The organism is Salinifilum aidingensis (genome assembly GCF_054782015.1).
Genome location: NZ_BAAGTH010000017.1, coordinates 32756 through 53806 on the forward strand (window position 1 = coordinate 32756; position 21051 = coordinate 53806).

The window sequence follows — 21051 nt, forward strand, 5'->3', positions numbered from 1 at the left end:
GCGGAACGCGCCGCGCACCGCGGCCGCAGAGGTGATCGGCTGCCCCGCGCGCACGGGGAGGGGCGCGCCGGCAACCACTGGTGCGCCTCCACAAAGCTGCGCGACCGCGGAGCTGGACTTCCGCAGATCCGGGCCTCCGCGGAGCTGCGCCGCCGCGCCCGCTGCTCGGGAGGTGCCGGTGGAGGACCGCTCCCGCGCCGGCGCGGCTCACCACAGCCCGCGGGACTTCGCCAGCCGCCCCACGGCGAGCGCGACCCGGAGCACGTGCGCGTCCCGCGCGTTCGACGGGGTGTGCCCGGTGAGCTCGCCGATCCGGCGCAACCGGTACCGCACCGTGTTCGGGTGCACGTACAGCTGGCGGGCGCAGCTCTCCAGCACGCCGCCCACCTCGAGGTAGGTGTCCACCGTCTCCAGCAGGGCGCTGCCGGCGTCCGTCAGCGGGATCATCACCTCTTCGACCAGCTGCCGCTCGGCCTCGGGATCGCCCGCGAGCGCGCGTTCCGGCAGCAGCTCGTTCGACGGCACCGGGCGCGGTGCCGACGGCCAGCCGGCCACGGCCCGCAGCCCGGACATCGCGTCGCTGGCCGAGCGGTGCGCCTCGGCCAGGCTCGGCACGGTCGGCCCCACCACGACCGGGCCCTCGGCGAACGCCTCGGCCAGCCTGCCGGCGGCCTCCCGGCCGGCCCGCTCCTCGCGGGTGCTGCCGTGGACCACCACCAGTCGGCTGCCCTGCACCCCGAGCAGCACCGGGCAGCCGATCCGAGCAGCCCGGCTGCGCACCTGGTACACGATCGACGGCGGGTCGTCCTCGGGGGCGGTGCCCACGAGGACCGTGGCCTCGGAGGACTGGTTCCAGCCGAGCGCGGAGGCGCGCGAGAGCAGCGACTCCTCGGCGTCCCCGCGGACGATGCCGTCCACCACGAGCGCCTCCAGCCGCGCGTCCCACGCGCCGCGCGACTCGGCAGCGGCCGCGTACGAGGTGGCCGCGGCGAACGCGATCTCGCGGGTGTAGCGCAGGATCGACTCGGTCAGCCACCGGTGCTCGGTGTCGTCGGCGGCCAGTCCCGGCAGCCGCTGCTCGAACACGTCGATGGCCACCCGCACCAGCTCCAGCGTCTGCCGCAGGCTCACCCACCGGGACAGGTCCCGCGGCGCCGTGCGGAAGGCCTCGGCGGTGAGCCGGATCGCCTCGGTGGAGTCCTGCAGCCACGCGACGAAGTTGGACACGCCGGTCTGGGTCACCAGCAGCACGCTCGCCCGCTGATCCGCGGGGAGCCGCTGGAACCAGGGCAGGCGCTGCTCCATCTCGGCCACGCTGGCGCTGGCCAGTTCCCCGGAGGCGTGCTCCAGGCGGTGCAGGGTGGCCGCGCTCAGGTCCGAGCGCGTGGCGCCGGCCCGCTCACCTGCCGTTTCGTAGCTCATACCGCCAGAGTCCCACGCGGGTGCTCCGCGGGGATGGCGCCCTCGCACCGGCGAGCGGTGCGTCACCGGGGCGCGTCGCGTAACCGCTGCAGCCGCTTCACGAGCGCGGGCTGGTGCGCCACGGCCTCCGGCTCGTCGAGCAGCCGGTTCAGCCGCCGGTAGTACTGCATCGCCGAGAGGCCGAAGCGTTCCTGGATCACGCGTTCCTTGTTGCCCGCGCGCTGCCACCACTCGTTCTCGAACGCCAGGATGGCGCGGTCGGTGTCGTTCATGGAATCGCTCATGGCTCCGCCCTCCGCAGGGTCACTCTACCAGGGAACGCCCGCGCTTGCGCACGCCTGTTCGACGGACCCGCGGACCGGCCCCCGGTGGTTCGAATTCCCGCCAACGGCCTTGCGGGGCCGCTGCGCGCGTGGTGGATTCGTCCGGTGATCAACACCTGAGCGAAGGGCGGGACGATGGGCCGCTTCCTGCGGAACGCGCTCCGGCGCAGAGCGCTCGCCGCCGCCGCGGCGTGCGCGGTGCTCGCGCCCGGACTGGCCGGGGCGGCGCCGGTGGCACCGGCCGCGCCCGAGCAGCCGCGCACGGGCTTCGAGGACAGCGGCGGCGCCCGCTGGACCACCCCCGCCGAGGGGGCCGACTTCCTGCGCGCCGTCGACCGGCGGCACGCGGACGTGTCGGTGCGGCGCATCGGCACCACCGTGCAGAACCGGCCGCTGCGGCTCGTCGGCCTCGGCAACCCGGCCGGCACCACGGCGCTGTTCGTGTGCTCGCAGCACGGCGACGAGCCCTCCGGGCGCGAAGCCTGCCTGAGCCGCATCCGCGACCTCGCCACCAGCGAGGACCCGGCCGTGCGCGCCCTGCTGCGCAGCACGCGGCTGCTGTTCGTGCCCAACGCCAACCCGGACGGCCACGTCGCCCGCACCCGCGAGAACGCCCGGGGCACGGACATCAACCGCGACCACCTCGAACTGGCCTCGCCGGAAGCGCGCGCCCTCGCCCGGGTGATCCGCGACCGCCAGCCGGACGTGGTGCACGACCTGCACGAGTACGGCGCCGAACCGCCGTACTACACCGCGGACCTGCTGGCGCTGTGGCCGCGCAACCTGAACACCCGCCCCGGGGTGCACGAGCTCGCCCGCGGCCTCGCCCGCGACCACGTGTTCCCCGAGGCCGCCGCTGCCGGGTACAGCACCGGCGTCTACGGCATGTGGACCGACCCGGCGACGGGCGAACCCGTCAAGCAGGTCGCCGGCGACGGGCAGGAGCGGATCCTACGCAACACCGCCGGGGTCAAGCACGCCCTCGGACTGCTCGTCGAGGCCCGCCAGGACCCGATGACCGAGGAGGAGAAGGCCGATCCCGCGGTGAACAACCGGCGCCGCGTGCACTCCCAGCAGACCGGGATCACGGCCACCCTGCGGATGCTGCGCGAACGCGGCGCGGACATCGACCGCGCGACGCAGCAGGCCCGCGCCGCCGGCCTGCGCGACGCGGGTCCGGTCTACTTCGGCGGCGCTGACAACGAGCGGCCCGCCCCGGAGGAGGTGGACACCGACCCGCCGGCCGGCTACCACCTCTCCGCGGGCGAGTACGCGGCGCTCGCGCCGACGCTGCGGCTGCACGGCGTGCGCAGCGTCGCCGCACCGGACGGCGGTCGGTTCGTCCCGCTGCGGCAGCAGCAGCGCGCTCTCGTGGCGCTGCTGCTCGATCCGCGCGCCGAGCACGGCGTGCGGTGAGCGGTCACGCCGCCCCCGGATCGGAGGTCTGCGGGCCGGCCGCCTGCGGATCGTCGATCCGGTAGCGGCGGCTCGCCTCCGCCACCTGCGAGCGGTCCATCCGACCCTCGCCGACCAGCGCGGACAGCGCGGCCACCACCATGGACTCGGCGTCCACGAGGAACACGCGGCGCGCCGCCGGGCGGGTGTCGGAGAAGCCGAACCCGTCCGCGCCGAGGCTGTACATCGGTCGCCCGACCCAGGGGCGGATGAGGTCCGGCACCGCGCGCATCCAGTCCGAGGCGGCCACGAGCGGGCCCTGCGCGTCGGCCAGCGCGCGCGTCACGTAGGGCACCTGCTCGTCCTCCGGGTGCAGCAGGTTGTGCCGGTCCGCGGCCTCGGCCTCGCGGCGCAGCTCCGTCCACGAGGTCACCGACCACACGTCGGCGTAGACGTCCCACTCGTCGGCGAGCAGCTCCTGCGCCCGCAGCGCCTCCGGCATGGCCACGCCGGAGGTCAGCAGCTGCACCCGGGGGCCGGGCTCCTGCTCGCCCGGCCGGTAGCGGTACAGGCCCTGCAGCAGGCCCGGCACGTCCAGCCCCTCCGGCTCCGGCGGCTGGTGGTACGGGTCGTTGTAGACCGTGAGGTAGTAGCAGACGTTCTCCGCGTTCTCGCCGTACATCCGCCGCAGCCCGTCCCGCACGATGTGGGCGATCTCGAACGCCCACGCCGGGTCGTAGGAGACCACCGCCGGGTTGGTGGCGGCCAGCAGCTGCGAGTGCCCGTCGGCGTGCTGCAACCCCTCACCGGTGAGCGTGGTCCGCCCCGCCGTGGCGCCGAGCAGGAACCCGCGCGACATCTGGTCGGCCATCGCCCACAGCGAGTCGCCGGTGCGCTGGAAGCCGAACATCGAGTAGAAGATGTACACCGGGATCATCGGCTCGCCGTGCGTGGCGTAGCTGGTGCCCGCGGCGGTGAACGACCCCACCGAGCCGGCCTCGTTGATGCCCTCGTGCATGATCTGGCCCTGCTCGCTCTCCCGGTAGGCGAGCATCAGCTGGTCGTCCACCGGCGTGTAGTGCTGGCCGAGCGGGTTGTAGATCTTCTGCGAGGGGAACATCGAGTCCATCCCGAACGTGCGCGCCTCGTCCGGGATGATCGGCACCAGCCGCGGCCCGACCTCCTCGTCCTTGGCCAGCTCCTTGATCAGGCGCACGAACGCCATGGTGGTGGCCACCTGGTGCTTGCCCGAGCCCTGGCGCACCACGTCGTAGACCTGGTCGCCGGGCAGCGCGAGCGGTTTGGCGCGCACCCGGCGCTCCGGGACGAACCCGCCGAGCTGCTTGCGGCGGTCCAGCAGGTACTGGATCTCCGGGGCGTCCTGACCGGGGTGGTAGTACGGCGGCCGGTACGGGTTCTGCTCCAGCTGCTCGTCGGTGACCGGGATGCGCAGGCTGTCCCGGAAGAGCTTGAGGTCGTCGAGGGTGAGCTTCTTCATCTGGTGCGTGGCGTTGCGCCCCTCGAAGCTCGGCCCGAGCCCGTAGCCCTTGATCGTCTTGGCCAGGATGACCGTGGGCTGGCCGTGGTGCTCCAGCGCCGCCTTGTAGGCCGCGTAGATCTTGCGGTAGTCGTGCCCGCCGCGCCGCAGGCCCCAGATCTCCTCGTCGCTGAGGTTCTTGACGAGCTCCTTGGTGCGGGGGTCGCGGCCGAAGAAGTGCTCGCGGACGAACGCGCCGTCGTTGGCCTTGTAGGTCTGGTAGTCGCCGTCCGGGGTCGTGTTCATCAGGTTGATCAGCGCGCCGTCCCGGTCGGCGTGCAGCAGCGCGTCCCACTCGCGGCCCCAGATGACCTTGATGACGTTCCACCCGGCCCCGCGGAAGAACGATTCCAGCTCCTGGATGATCTTGCCGTTGCCGCGCACCGGGCCGTCGAGCTGCTGCAGGTTGCAGTTGATCACGAAGGTCAGGTTGTCCAGGCCCTCGTTGCCCGCGATCTGCAGCAGGCCGCGGGACTCGGGCTCGTTCATCTCGCCGTCGCCGAGGAACGCCCACACGTGCTGCCGGCTGGTGTCGGAGATGCCCCGGTCGTGCAGGTAGCGGTTGAACCGCGCCTGCATGATCGCGTTCATCGGCCCCAGGCCCATGGACACGGTGGGGAACTCCCAGAAGTCGGGCATCAACCGCGGGTGCGGGTAGGACGGCAGCCCGCCGCCGGGACCGCGGTGCGAGTACTCCTGGCGGAACCCGTCGAGCTGCTCCGTGCCCAACCGCCCCTCCAGGAACGCCCGCGCGTACACGCCGGGGGAGGCGTGCCCCTGGATGTAGAGCTGGTCGCCCCCGCCGGGGTGGTCCTTGCCGCGGAAGAACCAGTTGAACCCGATCTCGTACAGGCTGGCGGAGGAGGCGAACGAGGAGATGTGCCCGCCGACGCCGATGTCCGGGTGCTGCGCGCGGTGCACCATCACCGCGGCGTTCCAGCGCATCCACGCGCGGAACCGGCGTTCGGTCTCCTCGTCGCCGGGGAACCACGGTTCCTGCTCGGTCGGGATCGAGTTGACGTAGTCGGTGCTGGTCAGCGAGGGAACACCGACGCCGCCCTCGCGGGCCCGCTCGAGCAGCCGCAGCATGAGGTAGCGGGCGCGCTGCTGGCCCGCGTTGCCCAGCACGGCGTCGAACGACTCCATCCACTCGGCGGTCTCGTCCGGGTCGATGTCCGGCAGGTGGGCGGCCTGCCCGTCGCGGATGATGCGCACGCGCTCGGTGCGGGCGGTGTTGGGGTTGTCGTTCGGCGAGGACAACGGAACATCCTCCACTGCGTCGTGGACTGTGGCGGGGAGCGGCCGTCCAGGGCGGCCGCGGCGCGGACGGCCGCCGGGGCGGACGTCCGCGTGACGTCGGACACTGCCCATGGTCGCATTTCGCGGCTCGATCGGGAGGGGGAGCGGATGCGGAGTTTGGCCCTCCTCCGGGTGTCCCCGCTGGCGCGCGGGGGCTAGAGTCGGATCACACGAGACGCCGTCGGCGTGTCGGGCACGCGAGCGGTTGCGCCGGGGGCACTTGGCAGTGTTCGCTGACGACCGCATCGGAAAGATCCACGTGCGGTGGCAACCGCACCACAGCATTGGAGGAGTGAGAGCACCGTGGTCGCCGCGGGAGACGCCGGCAAAGGCGAAGTCGACGTCGCCGACCGGCTTGCGATCGAGCCGGACCTGATCGTCCAGGAACTCGGCTGGGACGAGGATGTCGATGACGACGTCCGGGCCGCGATCGAAGAGCGTTGCGGGAGTGACCTGCTCGAGGAAGATGCCGACGAGGTGGTCGACGTCGTGCTGCTGTGGTGGCGTGATGACGATGGCGACCTGACGGACACTCTTCTCGATGCGATGACTCCGCTGTCGGACGAGGGGGTCATCTGGGTGCTGACCCCCAAGACGGGCCGGGAGGGGTACGTCGAGCCGAGCGATATCGCCGAGGCCGCCGACACCGCGAACCTGGCGCAGACGGCCAACGTCAACATCGGCGAGAACTGGCTGGGAACGCGCCTCGGCGGGCGCCGGGCCAAGGCCGGGAAGCGCTGAAGCTCGGCGGTGGGCGCTCCGCGCGAGGCGCCCACCCCGGCCCCGCACCGGGCCGTCGCCCGGTCCGATGGTCATGCCTGCACCGGTCTGCGCGGTGTAGGTTCGATCGGGAAACCTCATGTCGAACGAAGGGTGCACTCATGACGGTTGAGGTCGGTGCGCAGGCGCCGGACTTCACACTGCCGGACTACAACAAGCAGCAGGTCTCGCTGTCCGACTACCGCGGTCAGAAGAACGTGCTCGTGGTTTTCTACCCGTTCGCGTTCAGCGGTGTCTGCCAGGGCGAGCTGTGCCAGGTGCGGGACGACCTGAGCTCGTTCCAGAACGAGAACGTGCAGATCCTCGGTGTTTCCGTGGACACGCCGTTCTCGCTGAAGGCCTGGTCCGACCAGGAGGGCTTCACCTTCCCGCTGCTGTCGGACTTCTGGCCGCACGGTGAGACCGCGCAGGCCTACGGCGTGTTCAACGCCGACGCGGGCATGGCGCTGCGCGGGACCTTCCTGGTCGACAAGGAGGGCGTCGTGCGCTTCGCCGAGGTGAACCAGCCCGGTGACCCGCGCGATCAGGAAGGGTGGAAGAAGGCCCTGGCGGAGCTGGCGGCCTGAACCACCTGAGCACCGCGCGTGGCCCACCGGTAGAGTGGGATCAACGGTTCGACCTGCCGGTCGGCCACGTCCGGGGCGCATAGCTCAGCGGAAGAGCACTTGCCTTACAAGCAAGGGGTCGCTGGTTCGAGCCCAGCTGCGCCCACCTTCTTTTCCCAGTTCAGCGGGTCGTTGTTCCCGCGGGATGTCGTTCGCCGAGGCGCTGGGTGACTACCTGGGTGACTACGGCTCGCGCTCTCCGTCCGCGAGGAGCCGAGCCGGCGTCGCGGTCGGCTCGGCGGAGGCGGAGCGGGCCTACCGGTTCTGAACGGGTCGGGGCTCCGGCTGCTGTCGTGCCCGAGCGTCCGCCGCGGCTCTGCTCGGAGCTGGGGCGGCGCGGCGTGCGTCCACCTGCGCGGAGCTCGGATGCCCCGTCGTCGGTGGCAGGGATGTCGCTTCAGCTCCCCGGCCGAGTGCGGAGCCGAGCGGCTGTTCGCGGTACGGAGCTGATTTCCGCGCGGCGCGAATATGCAAGGTCGAAGAAGGCGAGTCTTCCGGGGCCTCTCGACCCGCGCTGCTCCGTGCGTGGGAACTGAATCAACAGCGGGATCGCCTCTGCTATCGTTCCTGGTCATCAAGAGTGCTCCCCGCGCACGCGGGGGTGATCCGCAGAGCAAGATCACCAAGGACAACCCGAAGATGTGCTCCCCGCGCACGCGGGGGTGATCCGCTCAGCACGCTGAGCAGACATGTGGCGGTGCCGTGCTCCCCGCGCACGCGGGGGTGTTCCGGAACCAGGCCCGAGCGTGCGCCGACGCCAGCTGTGCTCCCCGCGCAGGCAGGGGTGATCCCCGCAACCATCATTTCGTGGTGGACCCGGCGAAGTGCTCCCCGCGCACGCGGGGCCAAATCGGTGGGGCGCCGCTCACCGGTCGCTTCACCGAACTGCTGAGCCGACTCCTGCTCCCGGTTTCGCATCGTGAAGATCCGGTCTACGGCCCGGGCTCGGTGATGACGGGGCGATGCTGCGAACGACCTTGGGGAGGGCGCAATTCCGCACCCGCGGAGCTCGTCGGTCGGCCGAACCGTGTGCGGCGTACGTGCCTGCGAGGCAACGAGCTCGAAGGAGCTGTTGCGGTCGCTGGTGAACGCGTAGCCAGCACTGGCGCGTTCGCAGCCTGCGCTGTCACCCAGGGGTTCGGGCGGCCGGTGGTTGTCGCGATCAGGAACCGCGGAACTTCCGCCGTCCGATCTCGGCGAGAATCACCAGCAGCGCGAGTGCCGCGAGCACGATGACCACCCACGTGACCGCATCGGGTAGCAGCGATGAGCGATCAGACGTGACCGTGGACAGCAGGGACGTCAAGACCAGGGCCATGATGATCGACTCGGTCACCAGAAACCAGAGCGGTGTGCGCTTCATCAGCACCTGCGTTCGTGTCTCGCGCGGGTGTGGGTGGGGCATGTTGGAGGACTGCGGTTGGCCGATCGTCGCAGGAACGGCAACGGATCCGTGCGAACTTCCACCGCAGCTACGACACGTGGATCTCGAGCTCGCTCGGGGGCGTGTGCCTGCTGGGCGTGGAGTGAGCATGCTGGCGCGTTCGGATGTCGCGTCGTCAGGCGACAGAGGTGCCGCAACCGCCCGCGCCGGGCGCGGGGGTTCGTGTAGCTGAGCTGGTGCCTCCGGGGAGCGCGGAATTGCTGGGCGGCGAGCAGGCCGGTCTTCCGAGTCCGCTCGGCTCTGCGTGCTCCTTGCGCGGACTGAACCTGCAGCGGGGTTCCGTCTGCTAACGTACCTGGTCATCAAGGGTGTTCCCCGCGCACGCGGGGGTGATCCGCGGGTGCAGATCAGCGCAGCAGCGTCACTGTGGTGCTCCTCGCGCACGAGGGAACGACCTCGGGTGATCACCTCGCCGGCTCCGATCCATCCCTCGCAGCAGTCGGTCTCCGGGGAACACATCGGGTGACAACGCGGCCAGAGGGCCGCGGACGTCCGCGGACTCGAACGAACTACCTTCGCGGGTCAGGGCGTATGAATCCCGAGGTCGTCCGCGGGGTGCGCTCGCTTGCGAGCGCACGATTACGACGAGCGATGAGCGCTCCTGGGACTCACCTGGGACTCATCTGGGGCCCAGGAGCGCTACTGCATCAGGGTGCCAGTTGCAAGCGGCCGTCGTTGGCCGCGGCCAAGGACATCGATTTGGCCTGGGCCTCGTTGGTAGCGCCGAGGTTGCGGCCGACCGCGTTGTTGTGCAGGTCCATGGTCCGTTCGCCGGGCGGGTTGGGGTTGTTGTCCTCGTGCAGGTCAGCGACTTCCTCGGCCTGGTCCGCGCCGATGTGCACGGTCATCAGCGCGTTCCAGTAGCAGTGCCGGTACGCGTCAGCTTTGTCGTTGTGCCCTGCGAGGTTCGGGAACTCGGTCTGCGCACTGGCCAGAGCGGTCTCGGAATCGGCACGCGCGGTGTTGCAGTCGAACGGACCGACGGCCCACGCGCAGTCCAGCGCCTCGCCCCACCCCGGCGGGTAGTAGTAGGCGCTTGCTCGAATCCCTGCTTGATCCCGTTCGCGTAAGGTCGTGTCCCGGAGCTTCTCGGCCCCCAGGTCTCCGTTGTCCGCCATGCCTACGCTCCTTTTCGGTTGCGGCGAAGCACCAGCAGGCTGCCGCCCCACAAGATGAAGAGCAGTGCGATGCCCACGCGCGCCAGTGACGGCGCATCGGTGTGCGTCCCCCCAGGCAGCTGCCACGTGCACGTACGTCCCGGTGGGAGCCACGACCACTCGGCAGTCCCGTAGACGGACGAGGTGGGAGTCAACGGGCACGCCGTCGACCCGGTGAGGTACCACTCGATCCCCAGCAGGACGATCCAACCGAACAGAGCCAGCGCCCACAGCGCACCGAGAGCGGTGGTTCCGCGGCTCCGGGTGCTTCCCCCCTGGTTCGTACCGGCATCTGCTCGCATTTCAACGCCCCCGACGCCCGCTGCCAACCTGGTGCTGAATCGTGATCAACTCACCGCCATGCTGGCAGCTCTCCCGCATGTGCCGCAGGAATTCGCTTCAGCTCGTCGCCACGATCGGAAATTCCCGGGTCGATCTCGCCCCTCAGGCCGAGATCGACCGCGGTTCGGGCTGTGCGGTGCGTCCGCGGGGGAGTGCAGGCCTCTGCGTTCCCGGAACCGTTCTGCGGCTCGACGACGGGCCGGCCGCAGCGGCATCCCCGAAGCGGTCGGGGCCGGGTCTTCCCCCCGGCCCCGACCGCCCGCACGCGGAGCCCCTCGGCGCCGAGGTGCGTCAACGCGGCCCGTCGGGAGGCTCCCGGACTGGCGTGGTCACGGCGCTGCGGCAGCGCGTTCTTCGAGGTGCTCACGGCAAGTGGACGATGGCGGCGTAGCCGTTGGCGGGGGTCTCGTCGCCGGTGGTGGGCCAGTGGTTCACGGGCACGAGGCCGGGGTCGACCGGTGTGCGGTCTTCGAGCAACGCGGCGATTTCGGTGCGGTCGCGGATGATCAGCGGGGTGGTGGTGTTGCTGTAGACCCGTTGGCCGCTGTCGACTTCCTGCTCGGCCATGGTGGTGGTGGCGGCGTGGGTCAGGGCCACGTAGCTGTCCGGGGCGCAGGCGGCGCGGTAGGACCGCAGGATGCCTGAGGGGTCGTCGGCATCGGGCACGAAGTGCAGGATCGCCACGGCCAGCACCGCGACGGGGCGGGTGAAGTCCAGCAGCTCGGCAACGCCCGGCGCGGACAGGACCTGTTCGGGTTCGCGGACGTCGGCGTGCGTGACGCTCACACGCGGGTCGTCTGCCAGCAGCCTCCGGGCGTAGGTCACGGCGATGACTTCGTGGTCGACGTAGGCCACGCGGGCGTGCGGGTCGTGCTGGTGGGCGATCTCGTGGACGTTGCCGGCGGTGGGGATCCCGGAGCCGAGGTCGAGGAACTGGTCGATGCCCTGCTCGCACAGGTGCGCCACGGCCCGGTGGAGGAAGGAGCGGTTCGCTCGGGCGAACCGCCCGATTTCCGGCGTGACGGCCAAGGCCCGTTCGGCGGCGTCGCGGTCGGCGGCGAAGTTGGCTGATCCGCCGAGGTAGTAGTCGTACATCCGGGCGACGTTCGGGGTGGCGGTATCCACCGCGGGTGCGGTCGCCGCACCGTCCGGATCGCCGTCATCCGGGTGCGCGTGCGTGCTCGGGACGTCCTCGCGGTCCATCGGTTCCCCCTTGCGCAGCCTCTCCTGATCGCACTCGGTACTGGATACACGATCGGGTGGCCAGTGGCCAGGGCCGCGGACGTCTGCGGGCTCGTGCGGCCTCCTCGCAGGTCGCGGAGTGCGCAGCCCGAGGTCGCCCGCGTGGCGCGTTGACTTGCAAGCAAGGGGCAGCTGGTTCGAGCCCAGCTGCGCCCACTTCCTTTCCAGGTCATCCCCTCTTCCCAGGTCAACGGGGTATCTCTCGGCGAGCGGCACCCCGCTGAGCTCCTGGGTGACTACCTGGGTGACTACGACTCGCGGTTTCGCACCGCGATCACCCGGCCCACGGCTACGTTCAACCGCGATGACGGGCCGGACCCCCTCGCGTTGACGACTTCGCCGGCGTTCTCAAGGCGTTCGCCGCCCACGTAGGCAACCGCGCGCCCCTGAACCATGAGCACCACGGCCAATCGCACAACCGAGCCGATCGTCCCCAAGCCTGCCCTAATCGGATGCTCGGTCCGTCGCCGGGACGCCGTGGTCGAGCAGTGCGTGCGGCTCGAGGCTTCCGTCGGCGATGCTGCGGGCGAGCGCGGAAAGGCGCTGGTTGCTTCGGCGCGCGTGGGCGCGGAGCAGGGCGTGGGCTTGCGGCAGGGACAAGTCGCCGTGTTCGGCGAGAACTCCACGGGCTTGGGCGAGGGTGACGTTGTTGTTGAGGGTGGCTTGGAGCTGTTCGGACAGGATTTCGCTGCGGTCGATGGCGCGCTGTTGCAGGATGCTGATGGTGGCCACGTCGGCCAGTGCCTGGCCGAGGCGAGTGCTGTTCTCGTCGACGTGCCCGGGGCGCTCGTTGAGCAGCGTCAGTGCTCCGATGATCTGGCCGCGTAGCCGCATCGGTACCGCCGAGGCCGCTCGGTAGCCGTGTTGTTCGGCGGTGGGGGCGAACCGGGGCCAGCGGTCGGTCTCGGTGGCCAGTTCCGAACTGGTCACGATGGTGCCGGTGTGGAGGCAGTCCCTGCAGGGGCCGTCGTCGGTTTGAACGGCGACGAGTTCGAGCACGCGCGCCTGCGGCGACGAGGCGGCGGTGGTGGCGAGCCCGCCCCGCTGGTCGGACAGCACGACCCCGGCTGCCGAGATGTTGAGCAGTTCGGTGGCCTGTTCGGCCAGCGCGTTCAGGAAGTCGAGTACGTCGAACTCGTCGACGAGTGTGTCGGCCAGGGTGACAAAGGCCTCGGCCACGTGTTGTTCGCGCTCGTCGCTCATCACTGTGTCTCTTCCTCACCGGTGCCACGCGGTGGCTTCATTCGGTTGCTTCGGGGCTGAAGCGCAGGGTCCTGGTGGTGACCTGGCTGGCCACCTCGGTGACCAGCAGAGCGTGGGTGTAGGCATGTGCGCGCAGGCGCAGCAGGGCTACGTCCATGGTGACGCCGAGCTGAGCAGCAACCATGCCCGTGGCTTCGTGAACGGGGGTGTGGGTGTCGGTCAGCCACGTCGCGTCATCGGCGGTGCGTCCTCCGATCTCCTCCAGCAGGGCCTGGGTGGCGGCCTGGGCGAGCAGGAGGGCGTCGCTGTACTCCTGTTCGTTCAGCGGGCCGGTGGTGTCGCGGTAGGCATCGAGCGACCCCAGCTGCACCACCCCCACCAGCAAGGGGAAGGAGAACACCGCAGCCACCCCGAGTTCGTGGGCGCTCGGGGCGAAACCGGGCCACCTGTCCCGGTCGGAGACCAGGTCCTCGATCAGGACCGGCGCCACGGACTCGAACGCGTCGAGGCACGGGCCTTCGCCGACGGTCACCTGCAGTTGATCGAGTTGGTGACTGATCGCGTCCGTGGCGTACACCAGCCCACGTCGCGGTAGGGACCCGTTCCCGTTGCTGGACAGCACGGTGATTCCCGCGCCGGACACGGTCAGCGCGGACACCGTGCGCGCGGCGATGAGCTCCAGCATCGACCTGGTGCGGTCCTCATCGGTCAAGGCGAGCAGCATTTGCAGCCGCGTGCGCCCGTGGGTGCTCATAGGTTCATGTTCCCCCTTCTGCCGTGGACTGTCTGCCCCGGGTTTCTGAAGGCGATCACGCCTCGCGCGGGGGGACGTACAGAGGTGAGCGGGTCAGCAGGGCGCTGAAGTCAGCTTCGGGCATTGCCCGGGTGAACAGCCAGCCCTGGTAGGCGTCCGCGCCGAGCTCGACGAGCGCATGGAATTGCCCGGCCGTTTCCACGCCCTCGACGATGCAGCGTCGTTCCAGGGCATGCGTCATGTCGATGATCGACTGGACCAGGGCCCGGTCCGCGAGGTCGTCTTCGACGCCGGCGGTGAACTGGCGGTCGATCTTGATCAGAGCGGTGGGCAAGTGCTTGAACCGCGCCAGGGACGAGTAGCCGGTGCCGAAGTCGTCGATGGCGAAGCGGGCCCCGCGCCGCGCGACGCCCAGCATGCCTTGGCGGGTCTGGACGCGCGGCTTGCCCAGCTCGGTCTCCACCAGTTCCAGGATCAGGCGCTGCCAATCGAGACCGGAATCGGCCACGGCCGCTTCGACGAGATCGTCGAACCCCGGGTCAGCGGGCACGAGCCCGGAGAGGTTCACGGCGATACCGACGTGCCTGCCGTGCGGCTGGTGCCAGCGAGCCGCGTGGTGCAGCGCGGTGCGCAGGACCCAGTGGTCGAGCTCGCGCAACAGCCCGCCCCGTTCGGCCACCGGTAGGAACGCTCCCGGGGTGAGCAGTCCGCGGTCCGGGTGTGACCAGCGCACCAGCGCTTCCGCAGCGAGGATGGTTCCGTCGGCGCCGACGATCGGCTGGTAGTGCACCTCCAGTTCGCCGCGGTGCACGGCCTCCCGCAGTTCTCCTTCGATGCGTACCTGCTGGTCCGCGGAGGTCATCAGCGCCGGGCCGGCTTGGTGCACTTGGCCGAGACCCTGCTCTCTGGCCTCGCCCATCGCCGCGGTGGCAAAGCGCAGGAGATCCTCGACGCCCGCTTGGCCGTCGTGAACTGCGGCGCCGATGGAGGTCGAAACCTGCAGCAGCCGGCCTCGTATCGGCGCCGGGGTTTGCATCAGCCCGGATACCTGAACTGTCAGCGCATCCAGCTCGCCTGAGGTCGCGAGACCGGAGCAGATGATCGCGAACTCGTCCTCGCCGGTGACGCGCGCAGGGATGCACTCCTGCCCCAGCCCGTCGGTCAAGCGGCGAGCCAGGACGACGAGCAGTTCGTCCCCGGCGTCGTGCCCCAGCGAGGTGACGATCCGCTTGAAGTTGTCGATCCGGCAGGTCAACACCGCCACGTTCCCGGCGCCGGTCTGACCGAGCAGACCAGCGAGCAGTTCATGGGCAGCTGCGCGGTTGGGCAACCCGGTTATGGCATCGCGGCCGGCGCCGGGAAACGTCGCGGGAGCCGTTTCCCGCTGGTCGGTGATGTCCTGGACCGTTCCGCTCAGGTGCACGCGGCCCTCGTCGTCCCGGGTCGCCGTGCCGCGCACGCGGAACATCCGCACCGTGGCATCCGGCCGCACGTAGCGATGCTCGACTTCGACGGGGTGCTGGTGGTTCACCAGGACCGACCAGGCCTCGCGCACCCGCGCCTGATCGTCGGGGTGCACGGCGGCCAGGTATTCCTCGAAGGGCACTCCGACGTCACGCTGCCGGCCGGTGAGCTCGCGCAGAACACCTGACGGACGGATGACCTCGTGCACCGCGTCCCATTCCCACATCCCGATCCGGGCCGCGCGTTGCACGTCCCGCAGGGCAGGGCCTGCCAGGCCCGCGGTGGGCTCGACCCGTCCGACCCGCCGATGCACCGGAACTCGGCTCGACACTTCTGCCAGGTCCGAGATGTCGACCAAGGCTGTCACCCGCAACCGGTCGTCGTCGCCGTGCAGCCAGGTCACCGTGCGCACCAGGCTCAGGCCCGGACCGCGCCCGCGCAGCCGCAACACCGCACCGTCGGGCACCAACAGCTCGGTCACCCTGCGGCCCACCAAACCGTCGGGTGAGGCCTCCCCGGCGAGCTCAGCTGCCTGCTCGCTGGCACGCACCACCGTCCCGTCCGGGGCGCTGACCAGCACAGCCGCCTCCGGCAGCCACAACTTGCGGGCTATGACGGTCCAGGCCAGCTGATCATCGGACAGAGGAGTGCGCACCGTCTCACCTCGAGCTCAACGACGGAACACCCGGATGCAGTAGCGTAGTCATGTCCACACCGTCCGTGAAGGAGGAAGTGCTTCGCAACGTTACGCCGCATCCTTCGAGACGTGCTCATCGCCTGCTCTGCGGGCCGTCGGAGTGGCCGGCCCCGAGTTGAGCGCCTCCGCCGCGCTCGCGTTCCACGTCGACGACGCCGGCGCACGCGAGGCGTCATGCCGGTGGAGCGCATGCGCGCGAGGGGTTCCGCAGTGGCTCACCGACCGCGTGCAGGTGCCGCAAGACCAGTGCGTAGGAGTGGAACAGGCCGCACTGGCTGTACAACACTCCTCGGCTGGCGCAGTGTTCGCGCACGATGCGCTGCGCGTGACGCAGGTTCGGCCGCGGCATGCTGGGGAAGAGGTGGTGCTCGATCTGGTAGTTCAGACCGCCGAGCAGGAAGTCCACGAAGCGGCTCCCGCGGATGTTCCGGGAGGTGAGCACCTGCTTGCGCAGGAAGTCCCTCTGCTCGGTAGGGGAGAGGACCGGCATTCCCTTGTGGTTGGGCGCGAATGCACACCCCATGTACACGCCCCACACCGCTTGGTGCAGCGCGATGAACGCCACCGCTTTGATCGGTGACAGCACGAGGAGCACCGACGCCAAGTACCCCGCGACATGACCAGTGAGCAGAGCGGTTTCCACGCGGTGCGCCTTCACCTGCTGACCCAGCACGGCCCGGGCGCTGCGCACGTGGAGGGCGATCCCCTCCAAGGTCAGCAGCGGAAGGAACAGGAACGCCTGGTACTTCGCCATCCACCGGTGCACTCCGCGCTTGGTCCGGGATTGCTCGGAGGTGAAGGCCAGGGCCTGGATGTCGATATCCGGGTCCGCATCCTCGTGGTTCGGATTGGCATGGTGGCGCCGGTGCTTGCCGACCCACCAGCCGTAGCTGATCCCCGTGAGGCACCCGTGGACATGGCCCACCACATCGTTCGCCCGACGAGTGCGAAAGATCTGGCGGTGCCCGGCGTCGTGTCCGATGAAGGCCAGCTGAGTGAACACACCGCCCAGGACGACCGCTGTGATGAGCTGCCACCAGGAATCCCCGAGCGACGCGAACCCCCACGCGACGATCGCCAACGTCGCACCGTTGAGACCCATCTTCCACGCGTAATAGCGGCGGCGGCGCCCCAGCAAGCCGCGTTGTTTGACCGTTCGAACGAGGTCTGCGAAGTCGCTGCCCCGTCCTGCGCCCTCACCGGCCGGACCTTCCTCCGGCTTCCCCGGCATCTCCCCGGAGTCTGCCCAGGAGCGTCGAGAGCCCCGTCGGCCACCCGCGTGCTCTGCACCGGAAGTCATGATCGGCCTCCTGCTAGGTTCGCCCCTGTTCAACCACGCCCCACCGAGCTTCGCGCGCAGCACCCTATTCCCGCCTCGGGACCTCCGCACGCGGCTCTTCGATCGAGTGAAGAGGGCCGGGGGACTGCCGGGGAAACAGCTCTGTGCGGAGTTCCGTGATCAACAGGGGGTTCGGCAGCGGAGCGTCGCCGCGCTCGAGGGCGGGCACGGACACCGGCCGCGCACGGGGAAGCCCCGCCGGCCGGCGGTTTCGTGCGCGACGCCGGTCAGATGGCGACGAAGATGAGCCAGCACGCGGCGGGCGCCAGCGCGATGACGGGAACGGCCCAGGACAGCAGTTTCCGGAAGAACAGCTTCGCTTCCATGCCGCGCTGGTTGGCCACCAGCAGCGCTCCGTTCGTCGACATGGGACTGACGTCGACCACGCTGGAGGCGATGGCCACGGCGGTGATCGTGCCGGTGATCGGCAGCAGACCGTCCTCCAGCAGCGGGATGGTCAGCGGGATCGAAGCCCCGAGGATCCCGGCGGTGGAGGCGAACGCGGAGACGAGGCCGCCGATGTAGGCGGCGGCCAGCGCGGTGAGCAGCGGGTTGCCGGACACGGTGATGGATTTCTGGAGGAACTCGATCGTCCCGATTTCCTCGAGCGCGGTGACGTAGGTCAGCACGCCGCACACCAGCACGATCGCCGACCACGGCAGGCTGGTGAGGGTCTGGGAGTAGCGGTTCGGCCCGAACGCGGTCAGCAGCAGCCCGATCGTCAACGCGGTGAATCCCACGTCGAGCTGGAACGCTGTCGCGCCGACGATCAACGAGGCGATGCCGAGCAGGGTGATGACCTGCTCGGTGTTCAGCCGCCCCGCGGGCGCCTCGGGGGTCTCCTCCTCGTCGGCCGAGTCGGCCGATCCGCCGGTCGTAGTCGATCCCCCGGGCGCGGCGCCGACCAGAACGCGTTGCTGCGCTGCGGAGTTCGCCGTGCGCACGCGATCGCGGATGAGCTTGAGCCCGCCGAAGACGACGAAGACCACCACGGCCAGGGCGAGGTTGAACAGGAAGGAGTGGAGGAACAGCGAGCCCTGCTGGGACGGCAGGGAACTCGACTTGAGCAGGTCGTTGGTGATGGCCCCGAACGGGCTGAGCGGCGAGAAGGAGCCGGCGGTGGCGCCCTGGACCACCATCAGGCCCATCAGCAGCGGGTTCAACCGGTGCTGTTCGGCGATGCGCATCGCCAGAGGTGACACGATCGCCACCGCCGCCGCGCTCAGCGCGCCGGCGGCGGCGACGGCCGTGGTGACCGCGAACATCAGCCACGGGATCGCGACGGTGCGGTTGCCCACCACCCGCATCCCGCTCTCCACGATGCGCTGCAGCGACCCGTTCTGCTGGGCGATGCTGAACAGGTAGGTCACGCCCACGAGCATGACGAACAGGTCGCCCGGGAACCCGTCCAGGACCGCGTCCGGGTCGAGTCCGGCGGCACCGACTCCGATGACGAACGCGCCGACCAGCGCGAGGACGCCCAGGTTGACCGACCACAGGGAGGCGGCCGCGAACATCAGCGCCAGCAGGAGCAGTGCGATCACGTGCAGGGTCATAGCAGGCCTCGAGACGCCGGTGGCTGGTGCGGGTGCTGTCCGGGCAAGAACGCGCGGACCGATTCGGGGGCGGCAGCGTACACAGGGCCAACATCCGCAACAAAATCGCTAGAAAACGCGCACTCATGCTGTTCGGAACAATTCCGCGGGCGGGATTTCCGTTTTCTCCCCGGTGGTGCGTTTTCCGGAGGAGCGCTTTCCGCAACGAGTGCTCCCGCCCCCGCGGTGTCCGGCCACAGCGGACACCGCTCGTGGTGGGGCGTGCGCCGAGGGTCGTGGGCGGAGCGCCCGGTGTCGCCGCGGCGCGTTCCGGGAGCACGGGTGGCGGGAGCGGCCCTCGCGGCGCCGCGCCGGGGTGGGTCAGCGGCGGGCGATGACGGTGAACGGTCCGGCCTGGCGGTGGCTGAACTCCGGTGAGTGGAACACGGCGGGGTCGAAGTGCACCTGGTACTCGTAGTGCCCGGGCATGCGGGGGAAGGCGTCCTCCCTGATGGTCATGGTGAAGTCGTCGGAGGTGCGCGGGGTGGCCCGCTCCTTGGTGGCCGGGTCGATGTTCGCGTCACCTTGCGCGGAGGGGTTGCGCAGGACGAACACGTTCGGCGCGGCGAAGTCGCTGCGGTCGAGCATGGTCAGCAGCTGCCGGCTGTCCTGCGCGTGCGACCACCTGGTGATCACATCGTTGCGCTGGTCGTAGTGGGCGACCGGGCTGGCGTAGTGCGGGGTCTTGTGCTGGAAGCCCCAGTACGGCCGGAACACCAGCGGCTCGAAGTGGGTGGTGAGCACGATGTTGTCCTCGGGTTGCCGCCCGGAGAGCTCATCGATCGCGGCGATGAGCTCGTCGTTGTGCGCGCCGTCGGTGGTGGGATCGCTCGCGCCCTGCGCGTTGACGCCGGACGGGTAGTGGTCCTCGTAGGCGAGCTGCAGGCCCCCGGCCAGGTTCCCCTTGAGCGCCTCGTGCTCCAGGCTGATCGCACCCAGCAGGCCGAGGACGGCGGCGAAGGCGGTGAGGGACAGGGCCGAGTTCCGGACCGCGTTCGTGCGCCGCAGGTGGCCGAGCAGCTCCGCGGCACCGAAGATCCCGGCCGTGGCCAGCACCAGCTCGAACACCGGGTGCATCCGGAAGGCCAGCAGCGAGGTGTCGGCGAACAGGGCCAGCGTGGACAGGCCGAACCACCCGTACACCGCGATGGCCACGCACAGCAGCGCGGCCGCGGTGTCGTGGCGGCGGCACCGCAGGACCAGCCAGGCCAGTCCGGCCAGGCAGATCGCCCCGAAGGCACCGGCCTCCGTCATCGGCACCGGCAGGTACGCGCTCCCCGAGGCCAGGTAGCGCGGGGCGGCGCTCGAGGGGGCGTTCAGCAGGAAGTCCGTGGCCAGCAGGTACGGGACCCACACCAGCAGCGCGATCGCGAGGCTCACAGCTCCGATCGGCACGAGCCGCAGGAACTGGTCGCGCGCCACGGGCACCGCCCGCTCGCCGCCGCGCACCCGCAGCACCGCGAGCACGACGGCCATGGTCACCGTGAGCAGCACGGCGAATCCGAAGTAGAGGGTGTAGGTGGCCGCGGCGAAGCCGAGGTAGGCACCGATGCCGACCAGCGTCCAGTACGACGGGCGGGAGGCGTGCCCCAGCGCGCGCCAGGTCAGCACCGCGATCGGGGGCAGCCAGGCCGCCGACGGCCAGGCGTAGGGCTCCCCGACGCCGATCGGGGTCCACACGAACCCGCCGGTCGCCATCCCGATCAGCGTGGTCGCCGACGCCGCGAGCAGGGCGAGGCGGCGGTTCACCAGCAGGCCCCACAGCGTGAACGCCACGACCGCCGCCACCGCGATCCACACGATGGAGTAGGGCTTGTACGCGGCCCAGCCCGGCCAGCCCAGGAGGTTGGCGAAACGACCGCCCAACCAGAACCAGCCGGCCGGGTAGTACGGCGCGGCGTCGGCGTAGTTCATGTCGGCCAGGCCCAGCGTCTCGGCCATCCGGGTCATGTACTGCATCCGGAAGGCGTTGTCGCCTCCCGAACCGCCGAAGAAGTAGCGCGTGCTCTGCAGCGGTGTCGCCAGCGCCACCGTGGTGAAAGCGGACAGAGCGGTCCAGGTGCCGCCCAGCAGCAACCACCGCGGTCGACGCCGGTAGCCGTACACCGCCAGCAGCGCCAGCACTCCCAGGGCAGCGGCGACTCCCGTCACCGTCAACTCCTCCGGTGCGTAACCGGGCTCGCTGAAGCCCAGGTGCGCGATGGCGAACTGCAGCAGCATGCTCACCACGACCGCGAGCACGGAGCCCGCCCCGAGCTCGAGCACGGTGTTGAGCACCCGCGGGCGCGTCGACGAGGAGCGGTGCGGCTGCTCCCGCGAACTCGGATCGACCGTCGCCGGGCGCGGCACGGTTTCGGTCACGGGCGACCTCGCTGATCACGTCGGGGGTGGCGACCTCGGCTGGTGCGTCTCGGGCAGATGCTCCTAGACGCCGTGCACGGGGGTGATCGGGG

15 protein-coding genes and 1 tRNA gene are annotated in these 21051 nt (G+C 70.3%); 4 read left to right on the forward strand and 12 right to left on the reverse strand.

All coding sequences use genetic code 11. The annotated features are described in order from the left end of the window. Positions 1–207 precede the first annotated feature (207 nt). Together ACYVJE_RS20065 and ACYVJE_RS20070 are read right to left on the reverse strand one after the other, a co-directional pair. Positions 208–1422, reverse strand: a complete 1215-nt coding sequence (locus ACYVJE_RS20065; protein ID WP_461145668.1) for a PucR family transcriptional regulator — start codon at positions 1420–1422, stop codon at positions 208–210. Positions 1423–1484: 62 nt separating this feature from the next. Further along, positions 1485–1706 carry a DUF3263 domain-containing protein gene (locus ACYVJE_RS20070; protein ID WP_459158841.1) on the reverse strand — a complete coding sequence of 74 codons (222 nt, stop codon included), beginning with the start codon at positions 1704–1706 and terminating at the stop codon, positions 1485–1487. Positions 1707–1880: 174 nt separating this feature from the next. Here ACYVJE_RS20070 and ACYVJE_RS20075 point away from each other — a divergent pair, with 174 nt between their 5' ends. Continuing rightward, positions 1881–3161 carry a M14 family zinc carboxypeptidase gene (locus ACYVJE_RS20075; protein WP_461145669.1) on the forward strand — a complete coding sequence of 427 codons (1281 nt, stop codon included), beginning with the start codon at positions 1881–1883 and terminating at the stop codon, positions 3159–3161. Between the two features lie 4 nt (positions 3162–3165). On the opposite strand, the gene aceE is transcribed toward ACYVJE_RS20075, so the two are convergent. Then, positions 3166–5937, reverse strand: coding sequence for a pyruvate dehydrogenase (acetyl-transferring), homodimeric type (gene aceE, locus ACYVJE_RS20080; protein WP_461145670.1), 2772 nt, complete (start codon positions 5935–5937; stop codon positions 3166–3168). 342 nt (positions 5938–6279) lie between these two features. On the opposite strand from aceE, the gene ACYVJE_RS20085 reads away from it, so the two are divergent. The 3 genes from ACYVJE_RS20085 (at position 6280) to ACYVJE_RS20095 (ending at position 7467) form a co-directional block, all read left to right on the forward strand. Next, positions 6280–6717, forward strand: a complete 438-nt coding sequence (locus ACYVJE_RS20085) for a DUF3052 domain-containing protein (protein WP_459158844.1) — start codon at positions 6280–6282, stop codon at positions 6715–6717. Positions 6718–6857: 140 nt separating this feature from the next. Further along, positions 6858–7322, forward strand: a complete 465-nt coding sequence (locus ACYVJE_RS20090) for a peroxiredoxin (protein ID WP_459158845.1) — start codon at positions 6858–6860, stop codon at positions 7320–7322. A gap of 73 nt (positions 7323–7395) precedes the next feature. After that, positions 7396–7467 (forward strand) — tRNA-Val (locus ACYVJE_RS20095). 1056 nt (positions 7468–8523) lie between these two features. On the opposite strand, the gene ACYVJE_RS20100 is transcribed toward ACYVJE_RS20095, so the two are convergent. From ACYVJE_RS20100 to ACYVJE_RS20140, 9 genes are all read right to left on the reverse strand, one after another. Then, positions 8524–8724: a hypothetical protein gene (locus ACYVJE_RS20100; RefSeq protein WP_461145671.1), complete on the reverse strand. Its 201-nt coding sequence runs from the start codon at positions 8722–8724 to the stop codon at positions 8524–8526. Positions 8725–9452: 728 nt separating this feature from the next. Continuing rightward, complete coding sequence (locus tag ACYVJE_RS20105; protein ID WP_461145672.1) at positions 9453–9923, reverse strand: DUF6973 domain-containing protein; 471 nt, start codon at positions 9921–9923, stop codon at positions 9453–9455. 744 nt (positions 9924–10667) lie between these two features. Beyond that, the gene (locus ACYVJE_RS20110) at positions 10668–11507 is read right to left on the reverse strand and encodes an SAM-dependent methyltransferase (protein ID WP_461145673.1); all 840 of its coding nucleotides are present in this window, start codon (positions 11505–11507) and stop codon (positions 10668–10670) included. Between the two features lie 483 nt (positions 11508–11990). After that, complete coding sequence (locus ACYVJE_RS20115; protein ID WP_459158883.1) at positions 11991–12749, reverse strand: GAF and ANTAR domain-containing protein; 759 nt, start codon at positions 12747–12749, stop codon at positions 11991–11993. Between the two features lie 37 nt (positions 12750–12786). Beyond that, a complete protein-coding gene (locus tag ACYVJE_RS20120; protein WP_461145674.1) occupies positions 12787–13461 on the reverse strand; it encodes a GAF domain-containing protein in 675 nt (224 codons plus the stop codon). A 97-nt stretch (positions 13462–13558) separates the two neighbouring features. Continuing rightward, positions 13559–15622, reverse strand: a complete 2064-nt coding sequence (locus ACYVJE_RS20125; RefSeq protein ID WP_461145675.1) for a putative bifunctional diguanylate cyclase/phosphodiesterase — start codon at positions 15620–15622, stop codon at positions 13559–13561. Positions 15623–15836: 214 nt separating this feature from the next. Continuing rightward, positions 15837–16895 (reverse strand): fatty acid desaturase family protein, encoded by a 1059-nt coding sequence (locus ACYVJE_RS20130; RefSeq protein ID WP_461145676.1) that lies wholly within the window; start codon positions 16893–16895, stop codon positions 15837–15839. 335 nt (positions 16896–17230) lie between these two features. Continuing rightward, complete coding sequence (locus tag ACYVJE_RS20135; protein ID WP_461145677.1) at positions 17231–18547, reverse strand: SLC13 family permease; 1317 nt, start codon at positions 18545–18547, stop codon at positions 17231–17233. 372 nt (positions 18548–18919) lie between these two features. After that, positions 18920–20959, reverse strand: a complete 2040-nt coding sequence (locus ACYVJE_RS20140) for an arabinofuranosyltransferase (protein WP_461145678.1) — start codon at positions 20957–20959, stop codon at positions 18920–18922. Positions 20960–21051 lie beyond the last annotated feature (92 nt).

Coding starts and splice junctions, on each gene's coding strand:
- ACYVJE_RS20065 (WP_461145668.1), bottom strand. CDS start 1,422: ATGAGCTACGAAACGGCAGGTGAGCGGGCCGGCGCCACGCGCTCGGAC.
- ACYVJE_RS20070 (WP_459158841.1), bottom strand. CDS start 1,706: ATGAGCGATTCCATGAACGACACCGACCGCGCCATCCTGGCGTTCGAG.
- ACYVJE_RS20075 (WP_461145669.1), top strand. CDS start 1,881: ATGGGCCGCTTCCTGCGGAACGCGCTCCGGCGCAGAGCGCTCGCCGCC.
- ACYVJE_RS20090 (WP_459158845.1), top strand. CDS start 6,858: ATGACGGTTGAGGTCGGTGCGCAGGCGCCGGACTTCACACTGCCGGAC.
- ACYVJE_RS20100 (WP_461145671.1), bottom strand. CDS start 8,724: ATGAAGCGCACACCGCTCTGGTTTCTGGTGACCGAGTCGATCATCATG.
- ACYVJE_RS20105 (WP_461145672.1), bottom strand. CDS start 9,923: ATGGCGGACAACGGAGACCTGGGGGCCGAGAAGCTCCGGGACACGACC.
- ACYVJE_RS20110 (WP_461145673.1), bottom strand. CDS start 11,507: ATGGACCGCGAGGACGTCCCGAGCACGCACGCGCACCCGGATGACGGC.
- ACYVJE_RS20115 (WP_459158883.1), bottom strand. CDS start 12,749: ATGAGCGACGAGCGCGAACAACACGTGGCCGAGGCCTTTGTCACCCTG.
- ACYVJE_RS20130 (WP_461145676.1), bottom strand. CDS start 16,895: ATGCCGGGGAAGCCGGAGGAAGGTCCGGCCGGTGAGGGCGCAGGACGG.